Below are 19,866 nucleotides of genomic sequence, written 5' to 3' on the forward strand. Positions count from 1 at the left end.
GAGGTCCAAAATGATCAGCATGGCCGCATCCGAAGAGACCCCGCGGGAGAAGAGACGCGCAGCCATTGGCACGGCGCTGTTCGCCGTCGCGCCGGCGACGGCGGCCGGACTCGTTCCGTGGTTGCTGACGCGCTGGCAGGTGAAGCGGCCCGTGCCGGGAGGGCTGCCCGCACAATGCGTCGGCGCCGTGCTCATCGGTGTGGGCGCAGCAGTAATCACGAGTTCCTTCGTCCGGTTCGCCGTCGAAGGACTCGGGACTCCGTCCCCGTTTGCGCAGACGAAGCATTTGGTGGTCGGTGGTTGGTACGGGTACGTGCGCAACCCCATCTATGTTGCCCTCACCGCTTCGATTACCGGACAGGGCCTCTTGCTTGGGCAGCCCAAACTTTTTGGTCTTGCCGCCTTGGGCGCCGTTCCGGTGGCCGCATTTGTGGTGTTCCATGAGGAGCCGACGCTGGCACGCAAGTTCGGTCCTGAGTACGAGGTTTACCGCGAAAACGTCCCGCGCTGGGTGCCCAGACTCACACCCTGGCGGGTGGGGCCCGCCCCCGCGATGTAGCGTGGAGGCCGATGACTCTTTCTGAAGAATTTCTCACTGCGTATGACCGGCAACTCCGCACTGATGCGGAAACTCCAAGCGCGATCGCCGTTGAACATCTTGGGCCGTTGCGCCTGGTGACTTTCGCAGGCGGCCGGGGCTTCGTGACGTATCAGGATCTCGGCGGGGCAAGCGCCCAGACGATCGCGCAATGGGTGGCCGAGGCCCTTGCGTTCTACCGGAGCGATCCGGCAATCGTTCGGGTCGAATGGAAGACCCGTGGACACGATTATGCGCCCGGACTCCGCGAGACGCTGCTCGCCAACGGATTCGAGGCCGACGAAACCGAGTCGATCATGATCGGGCCGGCAGGCGCGTTGACTGCCGATGTGCGGCTCCCGCCCGGAATCAGCCTGCGGCGGATCACCGAAGAGCCGGACATTCGCGCCATGAGCGCCATGCAGGACGAAGTTTTCGGGGACGCCGTCTCCGCCGGCAACGCCGAGGCTATCCTGCGCCGGGCGGCCCTCGACGACGGCATGGAACTGTGGGTGGCCGAACACGAGGGATCGATTGTGAGCGCCGGCCGTCTCGAGCCGGTGCCCGGCACGGAATTCGCGGGCATCTGGGGCGGGGCGACCCGGGCCGGGTGGCGCGGCCAGGGTATCTATCGCGCCCTCACCGCGGCCCGGGCGCGGGCCGCGGTGACCCTGGGCAAAACACTCATCCATAGCGATTCAACGGAATATTCACGCCCCATCCTGGAACGCTACGGATTGCTCCGGGTGTCAACAACCACCCCGTATTACTGGCGTCGCTGAAGCCCCGGAAGCGCGGCAACGGCCGGTCAGCCGGCCGCCTGGACGGTTTGGTTGTCCAAATCCGCCGGAAATTCTCGCCAGGTCCGCACCGGTGAGAATGCGATGGGAATTGCAGAGCCTCCGGCAAGCAGTGCCCAGATCCAGAGCACGGATTGAACGCCCAGCCAGGCGGCCAGGGCGCCCCCGGCGAGGCTGGCGACCGGCATGACGCCGAGGACAAACAGCCTGTTGCTGGCCATGACTGTTCCGATCGCGTGGGGCGCTGCGATGCGCGGGATTATGCCGGCGCCCGCCACGGAGGTGACCACCACCAGGAAGGCCCACCCGAAGGCGGACGCGCCGAGCCAGAGTGCCGGGAACCAAGGCAGGACCGCGGCAAGCGGAGTTAGTGCGGCGGCCGGACCACAGGCGATGCCGGCAAGAATCCGCGTCTTACCAATGCCGTGCCGGTTGAGGATGGCCGGTGCCGCGAAGGATGCTGCGAGTCCGCCCAGGGCCGCGAAGGTGCCCAATGCCGCGAAAACAGCCGGGCTGATCCCCAGCACGGTGAGGGCGTAAACCGCCGTGGCGGCACTCCCAACCATGGTGGCCGCATTAAGAATCATCCCGGACAGGAAAAGACCCCTCAGGGCCGGGTGGTGAATCGTGAAAGACAAGCCCGCCCGTGCCGCCGGCCAGAACCGCTCGTGCTCCCGCGGCGGGGTCATGTCCTCATTGGCCTGGATGCTCATCAGGGACAGGGCGGACAGCGTGTAGGAAATTCCGGCCGTCACCAGGACGAACGGTGCGGCGATGACGCCAAGGAGCGCCCCCGTCACAGACGGGGATCCGGCGGCGACCGCGCTCGCAGCGGTCTGCAGCCGGGCATGGGCATCGCTGATCCGCTCCCGGCCCACCACGGACGGCACGAAGGCGCCGTGGGCGGTCGTGAAGACGACGTCGGCGACGCTGATCAGGGCCGCGCAGACCAGCAAGTGCCCCATCGTCATCGCACCGGCCAGGTAGGCTGCGGGAACGCTGAGGACCACCAGCGCCCGGACGACGTCCGCGATGATCATGAGCCGGCGCCGGCGGTGCCGGTCCACCCAGACCCCGATCGGCAGGCCCAGGACGAGGAACGCGCTCATCCCCAGTGCGTTGAGAATCCCCACTTCCAAGGGGCCGGCCCCAAGCATCGAGACGGCAACGAGCGGGATCAACACCCTGCTGGCTTCGTCTCCGATGCCCTCGAACGCGCTGGCAATCCACAACTTCCGGAATGCGACCAGCCGCAGGAGCGGAGTGCTGGCGGGTGGCCTGGTTCCGGCGGATACAACGTTCTGTAAGGTCACGCCTGACAAGGTGTCAGGATTTACCTGACAAGTCAACTATGCTGGACGGTAGTATCCGATCACCCGCAGGGAGAATCAACTTGAACCAGGAACCGCCGCTGGCAGGACCCCTGCTGTGCAGCTTCTGCGCGAGATCGGCCGGCACCTCGGGACCCCTTGTTGCGGGCCCCGGCGTCGCCATCTGCCGGGATTGTGCCGAGGCCTCCGTGAAGATGCTCGACGGAAACGATGGCACGCCGGCGGACGCTCCTTGGACACGGATGAGTGACGATGAACTCCTGGCACACTTGCCGGAGATCGCCGCCGTCGCCTCTCAGGTCGAAGAGCGCCTCGGCGCCTGGGTGGGGACCGCGCGTGAAAGAAACGTCAGTTGGGCCCGCGTAGGTGCGGCGCTGGGCATGACGAGGCAATCAGCGTGGGAACGCTTTCAGCACGCGCGCTGAACCTGAAATGCGTCAGCCGAGGTCTTTCATGCTGCGCGGGGAATTGATATTCTGAATCCGGTCAGGAAGGGGCCCTCACTTCGTTGTTGGGAGCCCCTAGCTCATGGCCACAGGACTCGGTGTCACCGTCATTGCCGACGCTGGCACTTTGACGTCCGCCGTGAGGCCGCCCGGACCCCGGGCCGAAGCCCCCATCCCCGACCTGCGCGCCGCCTCCGGCGGGCTTGGTTTCCTGCACGCCCGTCCGCGCCTGGCCGCCCGGCCTGGCCGGCAGCGCCCAAGGCCGGGTCCCGGCGTCCCCTAGACCAGCGCGGATGCGACCCTGTGAAAGATCACGCGTCGGGGGCGGGCCGCATCCGCGCTAACACCCAGTTGCAGCGAGTGGCGCCTTGAGCCCGGGAAGTCAATGAGCAGCATCCCGTGAACCGTTGCACTACGGGCTCTGTTCAGGACCGCTGCCCTCGTCTGCTTTGCCTGTATCTGGTGTGCTGTAGGGCGCCCGCGGCGCGGGGGAGTTGAGCGCATCCAAGCGTTCATTGACGGCGTGGGCGAGGATGTCGCGCTGGAGGTCCGGAAGTGACATCGCCCCGTGCAGGTATGCCTCCACCTCGAACTCGCCGGCCTGTCCACCCAGCGTGAAGTATTTGAGCCACAGTTCATCGAGGCTTAGCCCGGTGTACGGCAGTGAAGCAGCAATGCCGCGACGTTGCTCGCTTTCCTCATTGCTTAGGGCCATAGTTTCGCCTTGTGATCACGTGCCGGACGACGCGGCAAAGCGGACCAGCGCCGCTGCGGTCTCGTGCAAGGTCTCCCCTGACCGGCGTGACATCGCGATCAGGGTTCGGAAGGCGTCATCCGCTCCGGTGTTGTCCCGGGCCATGAGCAGGCCTTTGGCCACGCTGATCGTGTCGCGTTGAAAAAGAGCGTCCTGGAGTTGATTGCTCAGTGCTGACGCGGCCTCGCGGGCCTGGGCGTGGATGACAAACAGCGCTGCCTGTTCAGCGAACAAGCCCAGCAGCCGGACGGCGTGGCCCGTGAAGTGCCCCGGCTCGCGGCCGTAAACCTTGACCGCCCCCACAGCCGTGCTCCCGGTCAGAAGCGGGCTGCTGGCGACCGACCCGATGCCCAAGGAAGAAATTGCGGCGCTCCACGTCGGCCACCGGTGGTCGGCGGAGGCATCGGCGACGAGCACGGGATGACCCGAAGCCCACGCTGTGAGGCACGGACCCTCGCCCAGTTCGAACTGGAGCGAGTCCGCCCGTGCAACGATCGCTCCTGATGAGGCCGCCGTGAGCCGCTGACCCGAGGCATTCATCAGGCTGACGCCGGCTCCCGTCGTGCCGGGAACGGCGGCGACGGCGGCATCCGTGATCAGGTGCAGGGCGTGCGCAACCGTTTCCTCGGAAAGTAACATCCGCGACGCGCGTGCAAAGACCGCGGTAAGTTCATCCGCCAAGGGCAGATCGGTATTCATGTTCCACCTCGACAGGTTTCACTGTGCCGTGGCGGGGCGCTCCGGCTGCGGATTCCAGCATAACCGGCCTCGGGCGGCGGGACACCTGTTCACTACGTTGCGGCACGCGTAGTGTGAGAAGAGGAGATACCCCCGGGAAATTCCCACCGGCCGTCGTTCTTCACAGCCAGGTTGCGTACGAGCTAGAGCGCGCATCCGCGAGACAGGGCCTCCGCAGGGTCGGCCCCCAGGAAGAGGACGCCGTCACGTTACAACCAGGGGCTGCACCCACCGCGGAACAGCTCCAAGACCTGTTGCTGGAGAGCCCGGGTTTCACCGATTTCCTCCTCAGCCTTTCCACGCTGGCTGCCGCAGCATTTGGAGGTAAGAATCCCATGATGTGTGCCATCACCGTTGAACGCGACGGAAGCCCGGCCACGGTCGCCAGCAGCGGACCCGAGGCCCAACGCCTGGATGAAATCCAGTACAGCCTGCATGACGGGCCGTGCCTGACCGCGCTGCGGACCGCTCAGACAATCCTGGTGACCGATGTGGGTGCGGATCCGCGCTGGGCAGCCTACGCCCGGGACATGTCGGCGGAAAACGTCCGATCGGTACTCGCCGTGCCGATACCCACCGACACCGGGTCGGGGGCGGCCCTGAATTGTTACTCGTCCGAATCGGGGATTTTTGAGCCTGGCACCGTCGAACGGGTGCAGACGTACGCGGCGTCGATTTCCAACATCCTGCGCCTTGCCCTGAGGGTTCATCCGGCGCCTCCCTACCCGGAGCATCTGCGGTCAGCCCTGCAATCGCGTGCCGTGATTGATGCCGCCGTGGCGCTGGTCATGGCCCAGAACCGGTGTAGCCATGACCAGGCACTGGCCCTGATCAGCCGGGCGTCCACCATCCAAGGCACGCGGATGCATGACATCGCCGCTGACATCGTCGCCGGCACGTCGCCGGACTCCGGTTCGACGGAGCAACACGGCACGGATCCGGCGGGGAACTAGCCGGGCGCCATCGATCAGTGCGGTGCCCTGGCGGGGGACTGCGCACCGATGCTGTCCAGCGGGGCCCGCTCCTTGGCCAATGTAATATGATTTATTCTCATGGCGGAAGGGGGCCGGGGTGAAACTCGAGGAACAGCGATTGGGCGGCACCACTACCGCCGACGCACTTCAGGAGCTCGTGCTGGCCAGCGCGGACCTGGACGAATTTCTTGGCGAACTGGCCCGGCTGGCCGCCGACGGACTTTCCAGGGGAGGTCTGCCCGTCGTCTGCGCCGTAAGGGTAGCGAGGCCCAAGAAGCCCGCCCGGACCGGCGCGGGTGGCCCGCACGCACTGGCCCTGGCGCAGATGCAGAGCCGGGACGGCGATGGGCCCGCCATCGCGGCCATGGGGGAGGCACGCACGGTTTACATCAGGGATCTGACGCAGGGTAACGAGTGGCCCGAATTCGGCAAAACGGCGGCCGCAGGGGGATACCTCGCCGTCCTCAGCATCCCGATTACGCTGGACGACAAAGGTGGGAGTGATCACCGGGCCGCCGTCAGCTTCTACGCCGGGCGCCGTTCCGGGTTTACGGCCGGCGATATCGGCACCGCGGAAGACTTTGCCAGGCAGGCCTCGCGGCCCTTGCGCCTGTCCCTTCGTATCGACCGGCTGCAGGAGGCCCGCGACGACCTGGAGAAGGCCATGCAATCACGTGCGGTGATTGACATGGCAATCGGCGTCATCATGGCGCAGAACAGGTGCCGCCCGGATGAGGCCATCACGGTGCTGCGTAAGGCCTCCAACGCACGGAACACCAAGGTCCGCGACGTCGCGGCGTCAATTGTTGCCTCAATCGCCGGTACCACGGATATCCATTCACGCTTCGAGGTGTAAACGCTGAAGGGATCGGCCAGCGCCGTCAGGCGCGCGCCGCGAGGATCTGTTCACGCAGGATGTCCGCGTGGCCGCAGTGCTGGGCGAGTTCCCTGAGCATGTGCAGGTAAACCCACCGCAGCGGCAGCGGGCCGCGCCGGTTGCCCCTGACGACGTCGTCAAGACCGAGCGCTGCGGTCCGCCGTCGTGATTCCTCGCAGGCCCGGCTGTGGGCGGCCTGCAGTGCCGTGACGGTGTCGGCCTCTTCGAGGATGAATGATTCATCGGGGGTCGCCGGGATGCCGATCTCCTGCCGGCTCCTGCACGTGATCGCCTCGTCGAACCAGACCTTCTCGACGAAGGTGGCGTGCTTGACCAGTCCCAGGAGGGTGGTCCGGGAAGGCACCAGCGACGCCCGGGCTTCCTGCTCCGTCAGCCCGTCCAGGCAGTCATGCAGGGCCGCCCGGTGTTCATCGAGGAAAGCATCGAACTGGGTCTTGAGGTCTGCGGTGAAGGTTGCAGGATCTGTGCTGGCGAAGGGGCTCATGGCCCAACAGCCTATTGGCGGGAGGCCCGATCCGGAAGTCCGGACCGGGCCACCGGATCAGCCCCGTGCCTGGACGCCGTCAGTGTCCCCGCGCGATCCATTCCTCAAGGTGCGGGGATTCCGCTCCGATCGTGGTCGGATCCCCGTGGCCGGTCCGTACCACCGTGTCCCCGGGCAACGGCAGGAGCCGGTTCCGGATGGACTCGATGATGGTGGGGAAGTCGCTGAAGGAACGCCCCGTGGCCCCCGGCCCACCCTGGAACAGGGTGTCGCCGCTGAACACGGTGCTGTCAGATTCGGTGCCTTCGCCCGCCAGCAGGAAGCACACGGACCCGGGTGAATGGCCGGGGGTGTGAAGCGCGACGAGGGTGGCGCCCCCGACGTCGAACGTGTCGCCGTCGGCGATGTCGCGGTCCGGTTCTGTCCCGGGGAAGACCCGCTCCCAGAGCATCCAGTCCTCCCGGTTCAGGTACACGGGGGCGTTTACGGCCGTCCGGACCTCGCCGACGGCGCGGATGTGGTCATCGTGGCCGTGCGTGAGCAGGATGGCCGTGACCTTCCGGCCCGCGACGGCGGCGGCCACGGCAGCGGGATCGTGGGCGGGGTCGATGATGACGCATTCGGCGTCATCCCCGACGATCCACACGTTGTTCTCGACGTCCCAGGTTCCGCCGTCGAGCGAAAACGTCCCGGCGGTGACCAGCCGGTCGATCCTGATGCTCACAGCTCCACCACCGAGCGCAGCACCGCTCCGGCGTGCATCTTCCCGAAGGCTTCTTCGATCTGGCTGATGGTGATCCGTTCCGTCACGAAGGCGTCGAGGTCCAGCTTGCCCTGCCGGTAAAGGCTGATGAGCATGGGGAAGTCGCGCGAGGGCAGGCAGTCGCCGTACCAGGACGACTTCAGCGAGCCGCCGCGGCCGAACACATCCAGCAGCGGCAGCTCAAGGGTCATTTCGGGGCTTGGCACGCCGACCAGGACCACGGTGCCCGCGAGGTCGCGGGCGTAGAAGGCCTGCTTGTACGTTTCCGGGCGGCCGACGGCGTCGATCACCACATCGGCGCCGAAGCCGCCGGTCAGTTCCCGGATCGCCTCGACCGGGTCGACGGCGGAAGAGTCCACCGTGTGGGTGGCGCCGAGATCCTTGGCGCGCTGGAGCTTCTTGGCATCGATGTCGACGGCGATCACGGTGGTGGCGCCGGCAAGCACCGCGCCCGCGACCGCCGCCACGCCAACCCCGCCGCAGCCGATCACGGCAACCGAATCGCCGCGCTGGACGTTTCCGGTGTTGATCGCGGCGCCGATGCCGGCCATGACGCCACAGCCGAGCAGGCCGACGGCGGCAGGGTCGGCGTCGGGGTCCACCTTGGTGCACTGACCGGCCGCCACAAGGGTCTTTTCGGCGAAGGCGCCGATGCCGAGCGCGGCGGTCAGCTCCGTGCCGTCTTCCAGCGTCATCTTCTGGGTCGCGTTGTGGGTGTTGAAGCAGTACTGGGGCTCACCGCGGCGGCAGGCCCGGCACTCGCCGCAGACGGCGCGCCAGTTCAGCACCACGCGGTCGCCGGGGGCAACCTCAGTGACGTCCGGCCCCACGGCGCTGACAACGCCGGTGGCCTCGTGGCCGAGCAGGAAAGGGAAGTCATCGTTAATAGCACCCTGCTTGTAGTGCAGATCGGTGTGGCAGACACCGCAGGTGAGGATGTCCACCAGGGCCTCGCCGGGGCCCGGATCCGGCACCAGGATCGTCTCCAGGGTGACGTCAGCATTCTTGGAACGGACTACGGCGCCTTTGACTTTATGGACCATGGATAAAGCTCCTCTGCTCTGAACGCGGGGTACCCGCACAATTTATCTGCACAATTTATCGGCACAACGTATCGGCACAACGCGCGACGGCGCGGCCCTTGGGAGGCCGCGCCGTCGTGGTTTGCTGTCGTTTTCGGGAGGAAGGGCTAGGCGGCGAGCCGGCTCTTGACCTCGGCCGCGGAGGGGTTCGTGGCGGCCGTGCCGTCGGGGAACAGCACGGTGGGGACAGTGCGGTTGCCGCCGTTGAGCTGCTCGACGAGATCGGCGGTGCCTTCGACTTCCTCGATGTTGATCTCGGTGTAGCCGATGCCCTGCGCGTCCAGCTGCTTCTTCAGCCGGGTGCAGTAGCCGCACCACGTGGTCGAAAACATGGTGACGGTGCCGATTTCGGGGGTAAAGTCCACGAAGTTCTCCTCAAGCTGGTGGTCGGGGCCGGCCCGGAGCGCCGGGTCCCCGCTGAAGTCATACATCACTTCAATAACCGTACAGCGCAGCGCGCTATTCCCGCACGGCGGTCCACGGCGGTCTGCTGCGGCCACTGCGGCCACTGGGGAGCAGGGCGGCGTCGGACCCCAATTCGCGGGAAAGCTGCGGGGTCGCCGGAAAGTTCCGGCGACTCCGCACGTGTCCGGCGACCTCGGCGGCCCGACTCCGCACGTGTCCGGCGACCCCGGCGACCCTCGGCGGGCACGGCGGCGGCGCGGATGACATGGGATAGGTGCGGTGGCATGCTGGGGGCATGTGTGGACGCTACGTGATGGCCCGGGCCGTCGGAGACCTTCTGGCCGAGTTCGATGCCCGGCTCGAAGAAGAGATCGTGATCCCGCCGTCGTGGAACGTCGCCCCGACGGCGGACGTGCCCATCCTGCTTGAACGGCTCATCGACGGCGCACCGGTGCGGCAGCTGCACATTGCGCGCTGGGGCCTGGTTCCGTCCTGGGCGAAGGACCCGGGCATCGGGTCGAAGATGATCAACGCCCGCAGCGAGAGCGTGCTGGAGAAGCCCGCCTTTCGGAAGGCGACCCGTTCCCGCCGCTGCGCCGTCCCCGCAGACGGTTACTACGAGTGGAAGGGCGAAGGACGCAGCAAGCAGCCGTACTATGTGCACCCCCGCGACGGCGCCCCGATCGTGTTTGCCGGGCTGTACGAGTGGTGGAAGGACCCGACGAAGGCCGACGGCGACCCGCACCGCTGGATGCTTTCGACCTCGATCATGACCACCGACTCCCCGCCGGAGGGCTACGCCGGGGGGATGCTGGCAGAGTTGACTGCTCTGCATGACAGGGTTCCGCTGCCGATGAGCCGCCAGACGATGCAGGCCTGGCTGGAACCGGACGCCGGGGACGCCGCGGCCCTGGTGGACCTGGTCCGCGCGGGGGCGCACGATGTTGCGGAGGGCTGGACAATCGACGCCGTCGGAACCGCCGTCGGAAATGTGAAGAACGATTCCGCCGACCTCATTAAGCCCGTTGGGAGCCTGTTCTAAGATCCCAGGGGTCAGGACCCGCCCGGAGGCGGACGGCCCAGGAGTTGGAGTCGACTCGCGACGGCTTCTTTGGATACTGTCATGGACATGTCCACAAATCACGGATACGACAAAGACGCCCAGGCCGACAAGGCACAGCTCGCAGCTGTGCGGGTGGCAGTGGACGAGGTGGATGAGCAGATTGTGGCGCTGATCGGCCGCCGGGAGCGCCTGATCAGAATCGCCGGCACCCTGAAGGCGGACAGTGCGGAAGTGCGTGCGCCGGGCCGCGTGGAGCGCGTGATCGAACACGTCAGGGCCACCGCGGAGAGGAAAGACATCGACCCCGAGATCGTCGAGAAGACCTACCGCGCCATGGTGGAGGCTTTCACCGCCCTGGAACTCGAAGTATACAAAGCCGGCAGCTAAGGCTCCCTGCCGGCTAAGACCCGCGGACCTTGGTCGCCGCCGGGCCCGCCCCTGGGGGTTAGAGGGACTCTTCCACAGGCACGTTGGCCTGGTACTCGCGGCCGTCGGCGTCGCTGAACGCCGTCATGAGATGCCCCTTCGGCAGACCGAGCACGGTCGTGAGCGGGAAGCGGCCGGTAATGGTGTTGCCCGAGTGCTCGACGCCCTTGAGATCGAAATTTTCCTCGGTGCCGTCATGGCTGAAGCAGTAGAAAGACACAGCCTCGCCGTTCATGAACTCGATCCCCATTCTGCGCTGATGGGAATAGTCCGGGGTAGCGGCCAGGAGCCCCACCACGTAGGCACCCTGGCCGGGAATGTTTCCGTCTATATCAAAAGTCGCCACCAAGATTGAATCTTTGGCGGCGATGCTTACGTGCTTCAGGAGTGCGTTGTGGGAGCTCATGGCTCAATCCTGCTACCTGCACCTGCGTCCGTCCACCCCTGATCTGGGTTTTGTCGCCTCTCCGACGTAGACTGGTTTTATTCGAATATATGTTCGAATTTTGGGTGTGAACATAAGTTCTCAACAGGGAATGCCGGCAAGCGACGGGCTGGTGGCATGCGGACGCGCGGGAGGCAGTATGGGGATGTTTAGCGAGTCCGTGGAGGTCGCCTGCACTCCGTCCGGGCTGCCCCTGCGCCTTCACTGGGCGGGCCGGCAGTACACGGTGTGCGCGGAACCGGTCCGCTGGTATGAACGCCGCCAGTGGTGGACGGAGGAAAGCCGGGCGCCGCTCGGGAGCGGCCCGGGCCTGGTGGACCATGAGATCTGGCGGATTCAGGTGCGTGCCGCCGGGCAGGACGCGGCGGACCACACGGTCCTCACCCTTGACCTGAGCCGGCACGTCGGCAGCGGCCGCTGGCGGCTGGTGAGGATCCACGACGCCCTGCAGCCCCTCCGGAAGACCGGAACAGCATGAACTTCACCCACCTGCACGTCTCCACCGCCTTCAGCGCCCACTATGGCGTCTCCTGGCCGGAGGAACTGGCGGCGGCCGCGGCCGCCGACGGTGCCACCGCACTGGCCTGCACAGACCGTGACGGGCTGTACGGCACCGTCAAACACCTGAAGGCGTGCATGGCCGCCGGGCTGGATGCGATCGTCGGGGTGGAGCTTGCGGTCTTTGACGACGACGGCGACCTCCGCACCCAGCTCGGGGGACGCGTGGTCGTGCTGGCGCACGGACACAACAATGGCGCCGGCTACCGGGCGCTGTGCCGGCTGATCTCCGACGCCCACGCCCGCACCACGGGCAAGGCGCAGGGAGCGGTGCCGGTGGCCGTCACCCGGGCCGAGTTGGCCTCCCGCACGCTGCACCCGGAAACCCTCCAGCCGGTCCTGACGGTGCTGATCGGCCCTGATTCCGACGTCGGGCGTGCCATGGGCGGCCGGCGGTACCTGCGGCCCCGCACCCTGTTCAAACGCTGGCTGGATGCCATGCCGCCCGGAACGCTGGCAGCAGAGGTGGTATCCCAGCTCAGCCCGCCGGGGGAGCCGCTGAGCACCGCCCATGCGGTGCGCATGCTCAAACTCGCCGCAGAACACGGTGTGCCCGCCGTGCTGACCAACGCCGTCCGGTATGTCGCCGAGGACGGCGCAGCCACCGCCGATGTCCTGGACTCGGCCCGCACCCTCAAATCCCTCCACGAGCTCTCCGCCGCCCCGCTGCTGCAGCCCAACGGGCAGGGCTGGCTCAAATCGGCGTCCCGGATGCTGCAACTGGGCAAGGAGATCATCCACGCCGCCGGGTACGGCACGGCAGACCTCAAGCGGCTCCTCGCCCAGACCGAGGCGCTCGCGGACCGTTGCCGCATGGATCCGGTGGCAGACATGGGCTGGAAACAGCCCGTTGTCCCGGAAGCGTCCGTGATCGGAATCGACGGGGACGCGCTCGCAGAGTTGACCTTGCGCTGTGAGGCCGGCATCGGCCGCCGGTTCCCGGGAATCTCCGGGGAACGGGAACAGCAGATGCGGAACCGGCTGGAGCACGAGCTAAGGATCATCGACTCGCTGGGCTTCGCCTCCTACTTCCTGACCGTCGCCGAGGTCTCCCGGATGATCCTTGCCATGGGCGTCCGGGCGGCCGCCCGCGGTTCGGGCGCCTCCAGCCTGGTCAACTACCTGATCGACGTCAGCCAGGTGAACCCGCTCCAGCACGACCTCATCTTCGAACGCTTCCTCTCCCGTGACCGCGCCACCCTCCCGGATATTGACATCGACGTCGAAAGCGCCGAACGGCACAACGTCTACCGGAAGATCTTTGAGCGCTTCGGAGCCGAACGCGTCACGCTGATGAGCATGCAAAACGGCTACCGCGCTCGCGGTGCCGTGCGTGACGCCGGCATGGCCCTGGGGATGGACGACGGCGAGATCGGGGAAATCGCCAAGCAGCTGTGGCGGTTCTCGGCCCGGCACTTCCGCGAAGCCCTCGTGGAGAAACCCGAGCTGAAGGAATTCGCGGACCGGGTGGATCAGCGCGGCTTCGGCGAAAACCAGCAGCTGGACCTGCTGGTGGACCTCACGGAACGGCTGGACCGGCTGCCCCGCCACATTTCCATGCACCCGTGCGGCGTCATCCTCGGCGACGCCACCCTGCTTGACCGCACCCCCGTACAGCCCAGCGGCCTGGGCCTGCCCATGAGCCAGTTCGACAAACACGACATGGACCCCATGGGCATGCTCAAACTCGATGTCCTTGGCGTCCGGATGCAAAGCGCCATGGCCTTCGCTGTCAGGGAGGTCATCCGGCTTCACCCTTCCAAGGCCGAGGTGGTGGCCGCCGGCGCGCACCCGGCCGGCCCGGACGGGGCGGGCCCGGATTACATCGCCGAGGACGGGCACATCGACCTCAATGCTGTCCCGCTGGATGACGAACCCACCTTTGAACTGATCCGCAGCACCCACACCCTGGGCTGCTTCCAGATCGAATCCCCGGGCCAGCGCGAACTGATAGGCAAGATGGCGCCCCGGGAATTCAACGACCTCATTATCGACATCTCGCTGTTCCGCCCCGGCCCGATGAAATCGGACATGGTCCGGCCCTTCCTGGAGCACCGGCACGGATTCGCCCCCGAGGTCTACCCGCACCCGGACCTCAAGCCGGTCCTGAAGGAGACCCACGGGGTCACGGTTTTTCACGAACAAATCCTCAAGACCTTCGACGTCATGACCGGGTGCGGGCTGGCGCGCGCCGACGAATTCCGCCGGGCGCTGGGCAACGAGGTTCTGGAAGCGCAGGTGGAGGAGTTCTTCCGGAAGGAGGCACGGGCCCGGCATTACAGTCCCGAGGTGGTGGACAAGGTCTGGGGCACGCTGAAGGCCTTTGGCAGCTTCGGGTTCTGCAAGGCCCACGGCGCCGCCTTCGCCGTGCCCACCTACCAGTCTGCCTGGCTCAAGGCGCACCACCCCGAGGCGTTCCTCGCCGGGCTCTGGGAGCACGACCCCGGCATGTACCCCAAGCGCCTGCTCGTCGCCGAGGCCCGCCGGCTGGGCATCCCCATCCTTGCCCTCGACATCAACCGGAGCCAGGCGGAATACCGGGTGGAGCGGGTGGAATCCGGGCCGGACCGGGGCAAACTGGGCATCCGGCTGAGCCTGAACGGCATCTTCGGCCTCTCCGGCGCCGAGCTGAAACGGATTGTGGCCGGCCAGCCCTACGATTCCCTGGCGGACCTGCGCGCCCGGTCTCGGCTGAGCAGGCCGAGCATCCAGCGGCTGGCCCAGTTGGGCGCCTTCGATTCCCTGCACAGGGCATCCGGGGGAGCCGCCAACCGTGCGGACCTGGTCCAGCACCTGCAGAAGCTCCAAGCCCGGCCCCAGCGGAAAGGCATTGAGGTCATCGAGGGACAGCTGGCGTTGCCACTGGGGGACGTGGAGCTGAAGAACCTCAAGGCGGTGCTCCCCGCGCCCAGCATGGTGGACAACGTCCGGGCGGAGCTGGACCTCATGGCCGTGGACGTCAGCGAGCACCTCATGACCAGCCACCGTCCGTTGCTTGACCGGCTGGGCGTCACCACGGCGGACAGGCTGCTGGGGCTGCGCAACGGCACCGAAGTGCTCGTCGCCGGGGTCCGGGTGGCAACCCAGACCCCGCCCATGCGCGGCGGGAGGCGGGTGGTGTTCATCAGCGTCGACGACGGCACCGGCTGTGTGGATTCGGTCTTCTTCCACGAGGCACAGGAGCAAGCCGGTTCCTTGCTCTTTGGCACCCGCCTGCTGCTGATCCGCGGCACCACCCGCCGGACCGGGCCGCGGGGGATCAGTATCAGCGCCAACATGGCCTGGGACCTCAGCCGGCCGGAGACTCTGCCCTTCCCTGAAACGGCATCCGGGGGCGCCGGTCAGCACGAGCCCTGCCTGCCCGGCCCCCTGCCCGGCCCCTTGGACGGGATTAGCAGGAACTTCGCCATCACCGGGCTGGGCGGCTGACCCTGTCCCGGGCGCGGCCGGCGCTGCGTTGCGGCCGGGCCGTGGCGCGTTGGTTGGCCTCCGGAGAAACCGATAGCATGGACGAGGCTGGCTGTGGTCCCCGTACGCCACAAGCTACGAAGCCTTAACTTTGAATAGGAGACACCCGTGTCAGATGCCCAGCAGATCACCCTTCTCGTCGACGGCGAAGAGACCAAGGTGACTACCGGGACCACCGGCGCGGAACTCTTCTTTGAGCGCCGCGACGTCGTTGTGGCCCGCGTCAACGGCGAGTTGAAGGACCTGGACCAGCCCCTCCCCGAGGACGCCACGGTGGAGGGCGTCACCATCGATTCCCCGGACGGGCTCAACGTCCTGCGCCACTCCACCGCCCACGTCATGGCCCAGGCCGTGCAGCAGCTGCGCCCCGACGCGAAGCTCGGCATCGGGCCCTACATCACGGACGGCTTCTACTTCGACTTCGACGTCGCGGAACCCTTCACACCGGAAGATCTCCGCCAGCTCGAAAAGATGATGCAGAAGATCATCAACCAGAACCAGAAGTTCGTGCGCCGGGTGGTCGCCGAAGACGAGGCCCGCGCTGCAATGAAGGACGAGCCCTACAAGCTCGAACTCCTGGGCAAGAAGAACGCCGCCGCCGAGGCCGGCGAGGGCGTTAGCGTCGAAGTGGGCGCCGGCGACATCACCATTTACGACAACGTGGACCGCAAGAGCGGGGACAGCGTCTGGTGCGATCTGTGCCGCGGCCCGCACCTGCCGAACACCAAGCTGATCTCCAACGCCTTCGCGCTGACCCGGTCCTCGGCAGCCTACTGGCTGGGAAACCAGAACAACCAGCAGCTGCAGCGCATCTACGGCACCGCGTGGCCCACGAAGGACGCGCTCAAGGCCTACCAGGAGCGCATCGCCGAGGCCGAGCGCCGCGACCACCGCAAGCTCGGCGCCGAACTGGACCTGTTCTCCTTCCCGGACGAGCTCGGCTCCGGCCTGCCGGTGTTCCACCCCAAGGGCGGCATCATCCGCAAGGCCATGGAGGACTACTCACGGCAGCGCCACGTTGATGCCGGCTACGAGTTCGTCTACACCCCGCACATCACCAAGGGTCACCTGTACGAGGTTTCCGGCCACCTGGACTGGTACCGCGAGGGCATGTTCCCGGCGATGCACATCGACGCGGAACTCAATGAGGACGGCACGGTCCGCAAGCCCGGCCAGGACTACTACCTCAAACCGATGAACTGCCCCATGCACAACCTGATCTTCCGGTCCCGCGGCCGGTCCTACCGCGAACTGCCGCTGCGGCTCTTCGAATTCGGCTCGGTCTACCGCTACGAGAAGTCCGGCGTGGTGCACGGGCTGACCCGCGTCCGGGGCATGACCCAGGACGACGCCCACATCTACTGCACCCGCGAGCAGATGAAGGACGAGCTCACCACCACGCTGAACTTCGTCCTCGGCCTGCTCAAGGACTACGGCCTGGACGACTTCTACCTCGAGCTCTCCACCAAGAACCCGGACAAGTTTGTAGGCGACGACGCCGTGTGGGAGGAGGCCACCCGCACCCTGGCCGAGGTGGCCGAAGCTTCCGGGTTGGAGCTCGTCCCGGATCCGGGCGGAGCCGCGTTCTATGGCCCCAAGATTTCGGTCCAGGTCAAGGACGCGCTCGGCCGCACCTGGCAGATGTCCACCATCCAGCTGGACTTCAACCTGCCCGAGCGCTTCGAGCTCGAGTTCCAGGCCGCCGACGGCACCCGCCAGCGGCCGGTGATGATCCACCGCGCCCTGTTCGGTTCCGTGGAGCGGTTCATGGGTGTGCTGACCGAACACTACGCCGGCGCGTTCCCCGCCTGGCTGGCGCCCGTGCAGGTGGTGGGTATCCCGGTGGCGGAGGCCTTCAACGACTACATGTTCGACGTCGTGGGACAGCTCAAGGCCGCCGGCATCCGCGCCGAAGTGGACATCTCTTCGGACCGCTTCCCCAAGAAGATCCGCACGGCCAGCAAGGACAAGATCCCGTTCGTGTTGATCGCCGGCGGTGACGACGCCGAGGCCGGCGCGGTTTCCTTCCGCTTCCGGGACGGCAGCCAGGACAACGGCGTGCCCGTCGCCGAGGCTGTCCAGCGGATCGTCGACGCCGTGCGCAACCGGACCAGCTAGGCCAACGGAAGGGCAGTTCGTGCAGGAATCCACAGGGGCCGGGCCGGAGTATCCGGGCGACCACGCCGTGACGGACGACTTCGGCCTGGCCGGGGTCCCGGACGCTTTCCAGCGTCTGTGGACCCCGCACCGGATGGCGTACATCAAGGGGGGCCAGCACCAGTTCAAGGACCCCAATGACTGCCCGTTCTGTGCCGCGCCCGAGCGGGGGGACGAGGAATCCCTGATCGTGTACCGGGGACGCACGAGCTATGTGGTGCTGAACCTCTTCCCGTACAACCCCGGGCACCTGCTGATTTGCCCCTACCGGCACATCCCCGATTACACGGATCTCACGGTCGAGGAAACGGCGGAATTCGCCGAACTGACCCAGACCGCCATGCGGGTGCTGCGCAAGGTCGCCAACCCCACCGGTTTCAACCTCGGGATGAACCAGGGCGTCACCGGCGGGGCGGGCATTGCCGGACACCTGCACCAGCACGTTGTGCCGCGCTGGGGCGGGGACGGCAATTTCTTCCCCATCATTGCCCAGACCAAGGCGGTCACGCAGACCCTCGGCGAGGTCCGCCAGCAGGTGGCCGACGCCTGGCCGCAGGAAATTCCAGCGCGGCAGGACGCAGCCGGGGAGCAGGATGCTTAACCGGCACGCGCGCGGGTTCTTCACCGCCCTGTTTTCTCCGGTTGCCCGCTGGCTGTTGAAGATCGGCGTCTCTCCGGACGCGGTCACGATCGTCGGCACGCTCGGGGTGGTGGTCGGCGCCCTGGTCTTCTACCCGCTCGGGCAGCTGTTTTGGGGAACCGTCTTCATCACCGCCTTCATCTTCTCCGACGTCGTTGACGGCATCATGGCCCGGATGCAGCACCGCGGCGGACGGTGGGGCAACTTCCTGGACTCCACCCTGGACCGCGTTGCCGACGGCGCCTTGTTCGCCGGCGTCGCCGTCTGGTTCTTCACGGGCGGCACCAATCCGCCGATCGCCATCGCCGCCGTCGTCTGCCTCGTGCTGGGCATGGTTGTCTCCTACGCCCGGGCGAAGGCCGAGGCGCTCGGTTTCCAGGCCAACGTCGGCATCGCCGAGCGGGCCGAGCGCCTGGTGTCCGTGCTGGTGGTCACGGGTCTCACCGGACTGGGCCTGACCCCGGTCGTGCTGCTCGTAACGCTGTGCCTGCTCGCAACCGCGAGCCTGGTGACAGTGATCCAGCGGATCGCGACCGTCCACCGCCAGTCGCTGGAGGAACCTGACGGCACCGCCTCCGAACGGGCTGCCTGACGGCGCCACGCGTCGCAACGGAGGCCGGGCCGAATGCCCGCCGCCAGGCGGGATTCGGTTGCTGTAACCAGAATTCTGCGGCGCCCCGGCCGGGGGCTAGTATTAGCTTTACCGGCCAATGGATCCGGTAATCCGGTGTGTGCGAGACACGGCATGAACGTGCTGTCCGCGCCCCGGCGAGGTCATCTATCTACCCATAGGGGTTTTTGTGTCTACACCTGATGTAAGCAGCGAAGCCGGCTCGTCCGCGAAGAACGTCACGGGCAGCAGCCGCGTCAAGCGCGGCATGGCGGAGATGCTCAAGGGCGGCGTCATCATGGACGTCGTCAACGCCGAGCAGGCCCGCATCGCCGAAGACGCCGGTGCCGTGGCCGTGATGGCGCTGGAACGCGTTCCCGCCGATATCCGCGCCCAGGGCGGCGTGTCCCGCATGTCCGATCCCGACATGATCGACAAGATCATCGCCGCCGTATCCGTTCCGGTCATGGCCAAGGCCCGGATCGGCCACTTCGTCGAGGCGCAGGTCCTGCAGTCCCTCGGCGTTGACTACATCGACGAGTCCGAGGTCCTGACCCCGGCCGACTACACCAACCACATCGACAAGTGGAACTTCACCATTCCGTTCGTCTGCGGTGCAACCAACCTCGGTGAGGCCCTGCGCCGCATCAACGAAGGCGCGGCGATGATCCGCTCCAAGGGTGAGGCCGGCACCGGCGACGTCTCCAACGCCACCACGCACATGCGCCAGATCCGCGCCGAGATCAAGAAGCTCGCCAACATGGCCGAGGACGAGCTCTACGTCGCCGCCAAGGAACTGCAGGCACCGTACGAACTGGTCAAGGAAGTCGCCGCCACCGGTAAGCTCCCCGTGGTGCTGTTCACCGCCGGCGGCATCGCCACCCCGGCCGACGCCGCGATGATGATGCAGTTGGGCGCCGACGGCGTGTTCGTCGGCTCCGGCATCTTCAAGTCCGGCAACCCGGCGCAGCGTGCCGCCGCCGTCGTGAAGGCCACCACCTTCTACGATGACCCGGACGAGATCGCCAAGGCCTCCCGCGGCCTGGGCGAGGCCATGGTCGGCATCAACGTCGACGAGATCCCGCAGCCGCACCGCCTGGCCGAGCGCGGCTGGTAACTCGCGTTGGGGGCGCCGGACGGCGCCGATCCTCTGCCGTTCGACTGCTTCTCCACAGACTCGGCGCCGAGGCGCCTCGCCAATGGAGCCTCTGCACCCTCTCTTATTAAGCCAAGAGAGTTTGGCGCGA

The 19,866-nt window shown here is 66.8% G+C and carries 21 protein-coding genes; 13 read left to right on the forward strand and 8 right to left on the reverse strand.

The features are described 5' to 3' along the window. Positions 1-19: 19 nt before the first annotated feature. A complete protein-coding gene (locus C8D78_RS01425) occupies positions 20-559 on the forward strand; it encodes a methyltransferase family protein (protein ID WP_120950641.1) in 540 nt (179 codons plus the stop codon). Positions 560-570: 11 nt separating this feature from the next. Then, positions 571-1,359, forward strand: coding sequence for a GNAT family N-acetyltransferase (locus C8D78_RS01430; protein ID WP_120950100.1), 789 nt, complete (start codon positions 571-573; stop codon positions 1,357-1,359). A 26-nt stretch (positions 1,360-1,385) separates the two neighbouring features. Here the strand turns inward: C8D78_RS01430 and C8D78_RS01435 are convergent, their stop codons facing one another. Beyond that, positions 1,386-2,690 (reverse strand): MFS transporter, encoded by a 1,305-nt coding sequence (locus tag C8D78_RS01435; protein ID WP_167467824.1) that lies wholly within the window; start codon positions 2,688-2,690, stop codon positions 1,386-1,388. Between the two features lie 80 nt (positions 2,691-2,770). Here C8D78_RS01435 and C8D78_RS19555 point away from each other — a divergent pair, with 80 nt between their 5' ends. Further along, positions 2,771-3,133 (forward strand): ClpX C4-type zinc finger protein, encoded by a 363-nt coding sequence (locus C8D78_RS19555; RefSeq protein ID WP_167467825.1) that lies wholly within the window; start codon positions 2,771-2,773, stop codon positions 3,131-3,133. A gap of 433 nt (positions 3,134-3,566) precedes the next feature. Here the strand turns inward: C8D78_RS19555 and C8D78_RS01445 are convergent, their stop codons facing one another. Continuing rightward, positions 3,567-3,869, reverse strand: coding sequence for a hypothetical protein (locus C8D78_RS01445; protein ID WP_120950102.1), 303 nt, complete (start codon positions 3,867-3,869; stop codon positions 3,567-3,569). Between the two features lie 15 nt (positions 3,870-3,884). Beyond that, positions 3,885-4,607, reverse strand: coding sequence for a GAF and ANTAR domain-containing protein (locus C8D78_RS01450; protein WP_120950103.1), 723 nt, complete (start codon positions 4,605-4,607; stop codon positions 3,885-3,887). Positions 4,608-4,984: 377 nt separating this feature from the next. Between C8D78_RS01450 and C8D78_RS01455 the strand changes: the two genes are divergently transcribed. Further along, entirely contained in the window at positions 4,985-5,599 is a 615-nt protein-coding gene (locus tag C8D78_RS01455) for a GAF and ANTAR domain-containing protein (protein WP_244208187.1), read from the forward strand. Positions 5,600-5,717: 118 nt separating this feature from the next. Beyond that, positions 5,718-6,476, forward strand: a complete 759-nt coding sequence (locus tag C8D78_RS01460; protein ID WP_147429519.1) for a GAF and ANTAR domain-containing protein — start codon at positions 5,718-5,720, stop codon at positions 6,474-6,476. A 25-nt stretch (positions 6,477-6,501) separates the two neighbouring features. Here C8D78_RS01460 and C8D78_RS01465 read toward each other — a convergent pair whose 3' ends face one another. The 4 genes from C8D78_RS01465 to C8D78_RS01480 all read right to left on the reverse strand — a co-directional run bounded on the left by C8D78_RS01465 (position 6,502) and on the right by C8D78_RS01480 (position 9,212). Further along, positions 6,502-7,002 (reverse strand): DinB family protein, encoded by a 501-nt coding sequence (locus tag C8D78_RS01465; protein ID WP_120950105.1) that lies wholly within the window; start codon positions 7,000-7,002, stop codon positions 6,502-6,504. Positions 7,003-7,081: 79 nt separating this feature from the next. Then, complete coding sequence (locus tag C8D78_RS01470) at positions 7,082-7,726, reverse strand: MBL fold metallo-hydrolase (protein WP_120950106.1); 645 nt, start codon at positions 7,724-7,726, stop codon at positions 7,082-7,084. Then, entirely contained in the window at positions 7,723-8,808 is a 1,086-nt protein-coding gene (locus C8D78_RS01475; protein ID WP_120950107.1) for an S-(hydroxymethyl)mycothiol dehydrogenase, read from the reverse strand. Before C8D78_RS01475 ends, C8D78_RS01470 begins: the two co-directional genes overlap by 4 nt. A 146-nt stretch (positions 8,809-8,954) precedes the next feature. Beyond that, positions 8,955-9,212, reverse strand: coding sequence for a mycoredoxin (locus C8D78_RS01480; RefSeq protein ID WP_120950643.1), 258 nt, complete (start codon positions 9,210-9,212; stop codon positions 8,955-8,957). A 335-nt stretch (positions 9,213-9,547) separates the two neighbouring features. Between C8D78_RS01480 and C8D78_RS01485 the strand changes: the two genes are divergently transcribed. Both C8D78_RS01485 and C8D78_RS01490 read left to right on the forward strand, forming a co-directional pair. Next, positions 9,548-10,294: an SOS response-associated peptidase gene (locus C8D78_RS01485; RefSeq protein ID WP_120950108.1), complete on the forward strand. Its 747-nt coding sequence runs from the start codon at positions 9,548-9,550 to the stop codon at positions 10,292-10,294. Positions 10,295-10,375: 81 nt separating this feature from the next. After that, on the forward strand, positions 10,376-10,702 hold the full coding sequence (locus tag C8D78_RS01490) for a chorismate mutase (RefSeq protein ID WP_120950109.1): 327 nt from the start codon (positions 10,376-10,378) through the stop codon (positions 10,700-10,702). A gap of 58 nt (positions 10,703-10,760) precedes the next feature. Here C8D78_RS01490 and C8D78_RS01495 read toward each other — a convergent pair whose 3' ends face one another. After that, positions 10,761-11,147: a hypothetical protein gene (locus C8D78_RS01495; protein ID WP_120950110.1), complete on the reverse strand. Its 387-nt coding sequence runs from the start codon at positions 11,145-11,147 to the stop codon at positions 10,761-10,763. Between the two features lie 178 nt (positions 11,148-11,325). Between C8D78_RS01495 and C8D78_RS01500 the strand changes: the two genes are divergently transcribed. The 6 genes from C8D78_RS01500 (at position 11,326) to pdxS (ending at position 19,736) form a co-directional block, all read left to right on the forward strand. Then, entirely contained in the window at positions 11,326-11,664 is a 339-nt protein-coding gene (locus C8D78_RS01500; protein WP_120950111.1) for a DUF6504 family protein, read from the forward strand. Beyond that, the gene (locus C8D78_RS01505) at positions 11,661-15,173 is read left to right on the forward strand and encodes a DNA polymerase III subunit alpha (RefSeq protein ID WP_120950112.1); all 3,513 of its coding nucleotides are present in this window, start codon (positions 11,661-11,663) and stop codon (positions 15,171-15,173) included. The genes C8D78_RS01500 and C8D78_RS01505 overlap by 4 nt, the downstream gene beginning before the upstream one ends. A gap of 147 nt (positions 15,174-15,320) precedes the next feature. After that, positions 15,321-17,330, forward strand: coding sequence for a threonine--tRNA ligase (gene thrS / locus C8D78_RS01510; RefSeq protein WP_120950113.1), 2,010 nt, complete (start codon positions 15,321-15,323; stop codon positions 17,328-17,330). A gap of 19 nt (positions 17,331-17,349) precedes the next feature. Next, positions 17,350-17,970 carry an HIT family protein gene (locus C8D78_RS01515; protein WP_120950114.1) on the forward strand — a complete coding sequence of 207 codons (621 nt, stop codon included), beginning with the start codon at positions 17,350-17,352 and terminating at the stop codon, positions 17,968-17,970. After that, the gene (gene pgsA / locus C8D78_RS01520) at positions 17,963-18,601 is read left to right on the forward strand and encodes a phosphatidylinositol phosphate synthase (RefSeq protein WP_120950115.1); all 639 of its coding nucleotides are present in this window, start codon (positions 17,963-17,965) and stop codon (positions 18,599-18,601) included. The genes C8D78_RS01515 and pgsA overlap by 8 nt, the downstream gene beginning before the upstream one ends. A 208-nt stretch (positions 18,602-18,809) precedes the next feature. After that, positions 18,810-19,736, forward strand: a complete 927-nt coding sequence (gene pdxS / locus C8D78_RS01525; RefSeq protein WP_120950116.1) for a pyridoxal 5'-phosphate synthase lyase subunit PdxS — start codon at positions 18,810-18,812, stop codon at positions 19,734-19,736. Positions 19,737-19,866 lie beyond the last annotated feature (130 nt).

It is taken from the genome of Arthrobacter oryzae (genome assembly GCF_003634095.1).
Classification (GTDB): Bacteria; Actinomycetota; Actinomycetes; order Actinomycetales; family Micrococcaceae; genus Arthrobacter; species Arthrobacter oryzae.

Excerpts from the sequence above, each read along its gene's own strand:
- C8D78_RS01425 (WP_120950641.1), top strand. The coding sequence starts at position 20 with ATGGCCGCATCCGAAGAGACCCCGCGGGAGAAGAGACGCGCAGCCATT.
- C8D78_RS01430 (WP_120950100.1), top strand. The coding sequence starts at position 571 with ATGACTCTTTCTGAAGAATTTCTCACTGCGTATGACCGGCAACTCCGC.
- C8D78_RS01445 (WP_120950102.1), bottom strand. The coding sequence starts at position 3,869 with ATGGCCCTAAGCAATGAGGAAAGCGAGCAACGTCGCGGCATTGCTGCT.
- C8D78_RS01450 (WP_120950103.1), bottom strand. The coding sequence starts at position 4,607 with ATGAATACCGATCTGCCCTTGGCGGATGAACTTACCGCGGTCTTTGCA.
- C8D78_RS01455 (WP_244208187.1), top strand. The coding sequence starts at position 4,985 with ATGTGTGCCATCACCGTTGAACGCGACGGAAGCCCGGCCACGGTCGCC.
- C8D78_RS01465 (WP_120950105.1), bottom strand. The coding sequence starts at position 7,002 with ATGAGCCCCTTCGCCAGCACAGATCCTGCAACCTTCACCGCAGACCTC.
- C8D78_RS01475 (WP_120950107.1), bottom strand. The coding sequence starts at position 8,808 with ATGGTCCATAAAGTCAAAGGCGCCGTAGTCCGTTCCAAGAATGCTGAC.
- C8D78_RS01485 (WP_120950108.1), top strand. The coding sequence starts at position 9,548 with ATGTGTGGACGCTACGTGATGGCCCGGGCCGTCGGAGACCTTCTGGCC.
- C8D78_RS01490 (WP_120950109.1), top strand. The coding sequence starts at position 10,376 with ATGGACATGTCCACAAATCACGGATACGACAAAGACGCCCAGGCCGAC.
- C8D78_RS01495 (WP_120950110.1), bottom strand. The coding sequence starts at position 11,147 with ATGAGCTCCCACAACGCACTCCTGAAGCACGTAAGCATCGCCGCCAAA.
- C8D78_RS01500 (WP_120950111.1), top strand. The coding sequence starts at position 11,326 with ATGGGGATGTTTAGCGAGTCCGTGGAGGTCGCCTGCACTCCGTCCGGG.
- C8D78_RS01505 (WP_120950112.1), top strand. The coding sequence starts at position 11,661 with ATGAACTTCACCCACCTGCACGTCTCCACCGCCTTCAGCGCCCACTAT.
- pgsA (WP_120950115.1), top strand. The coding sequence starts at position 17,963 with ATGCTTAACCGGCACGCGCGCGGGTTCTTCACCGCCCTGTTTTCTCCG.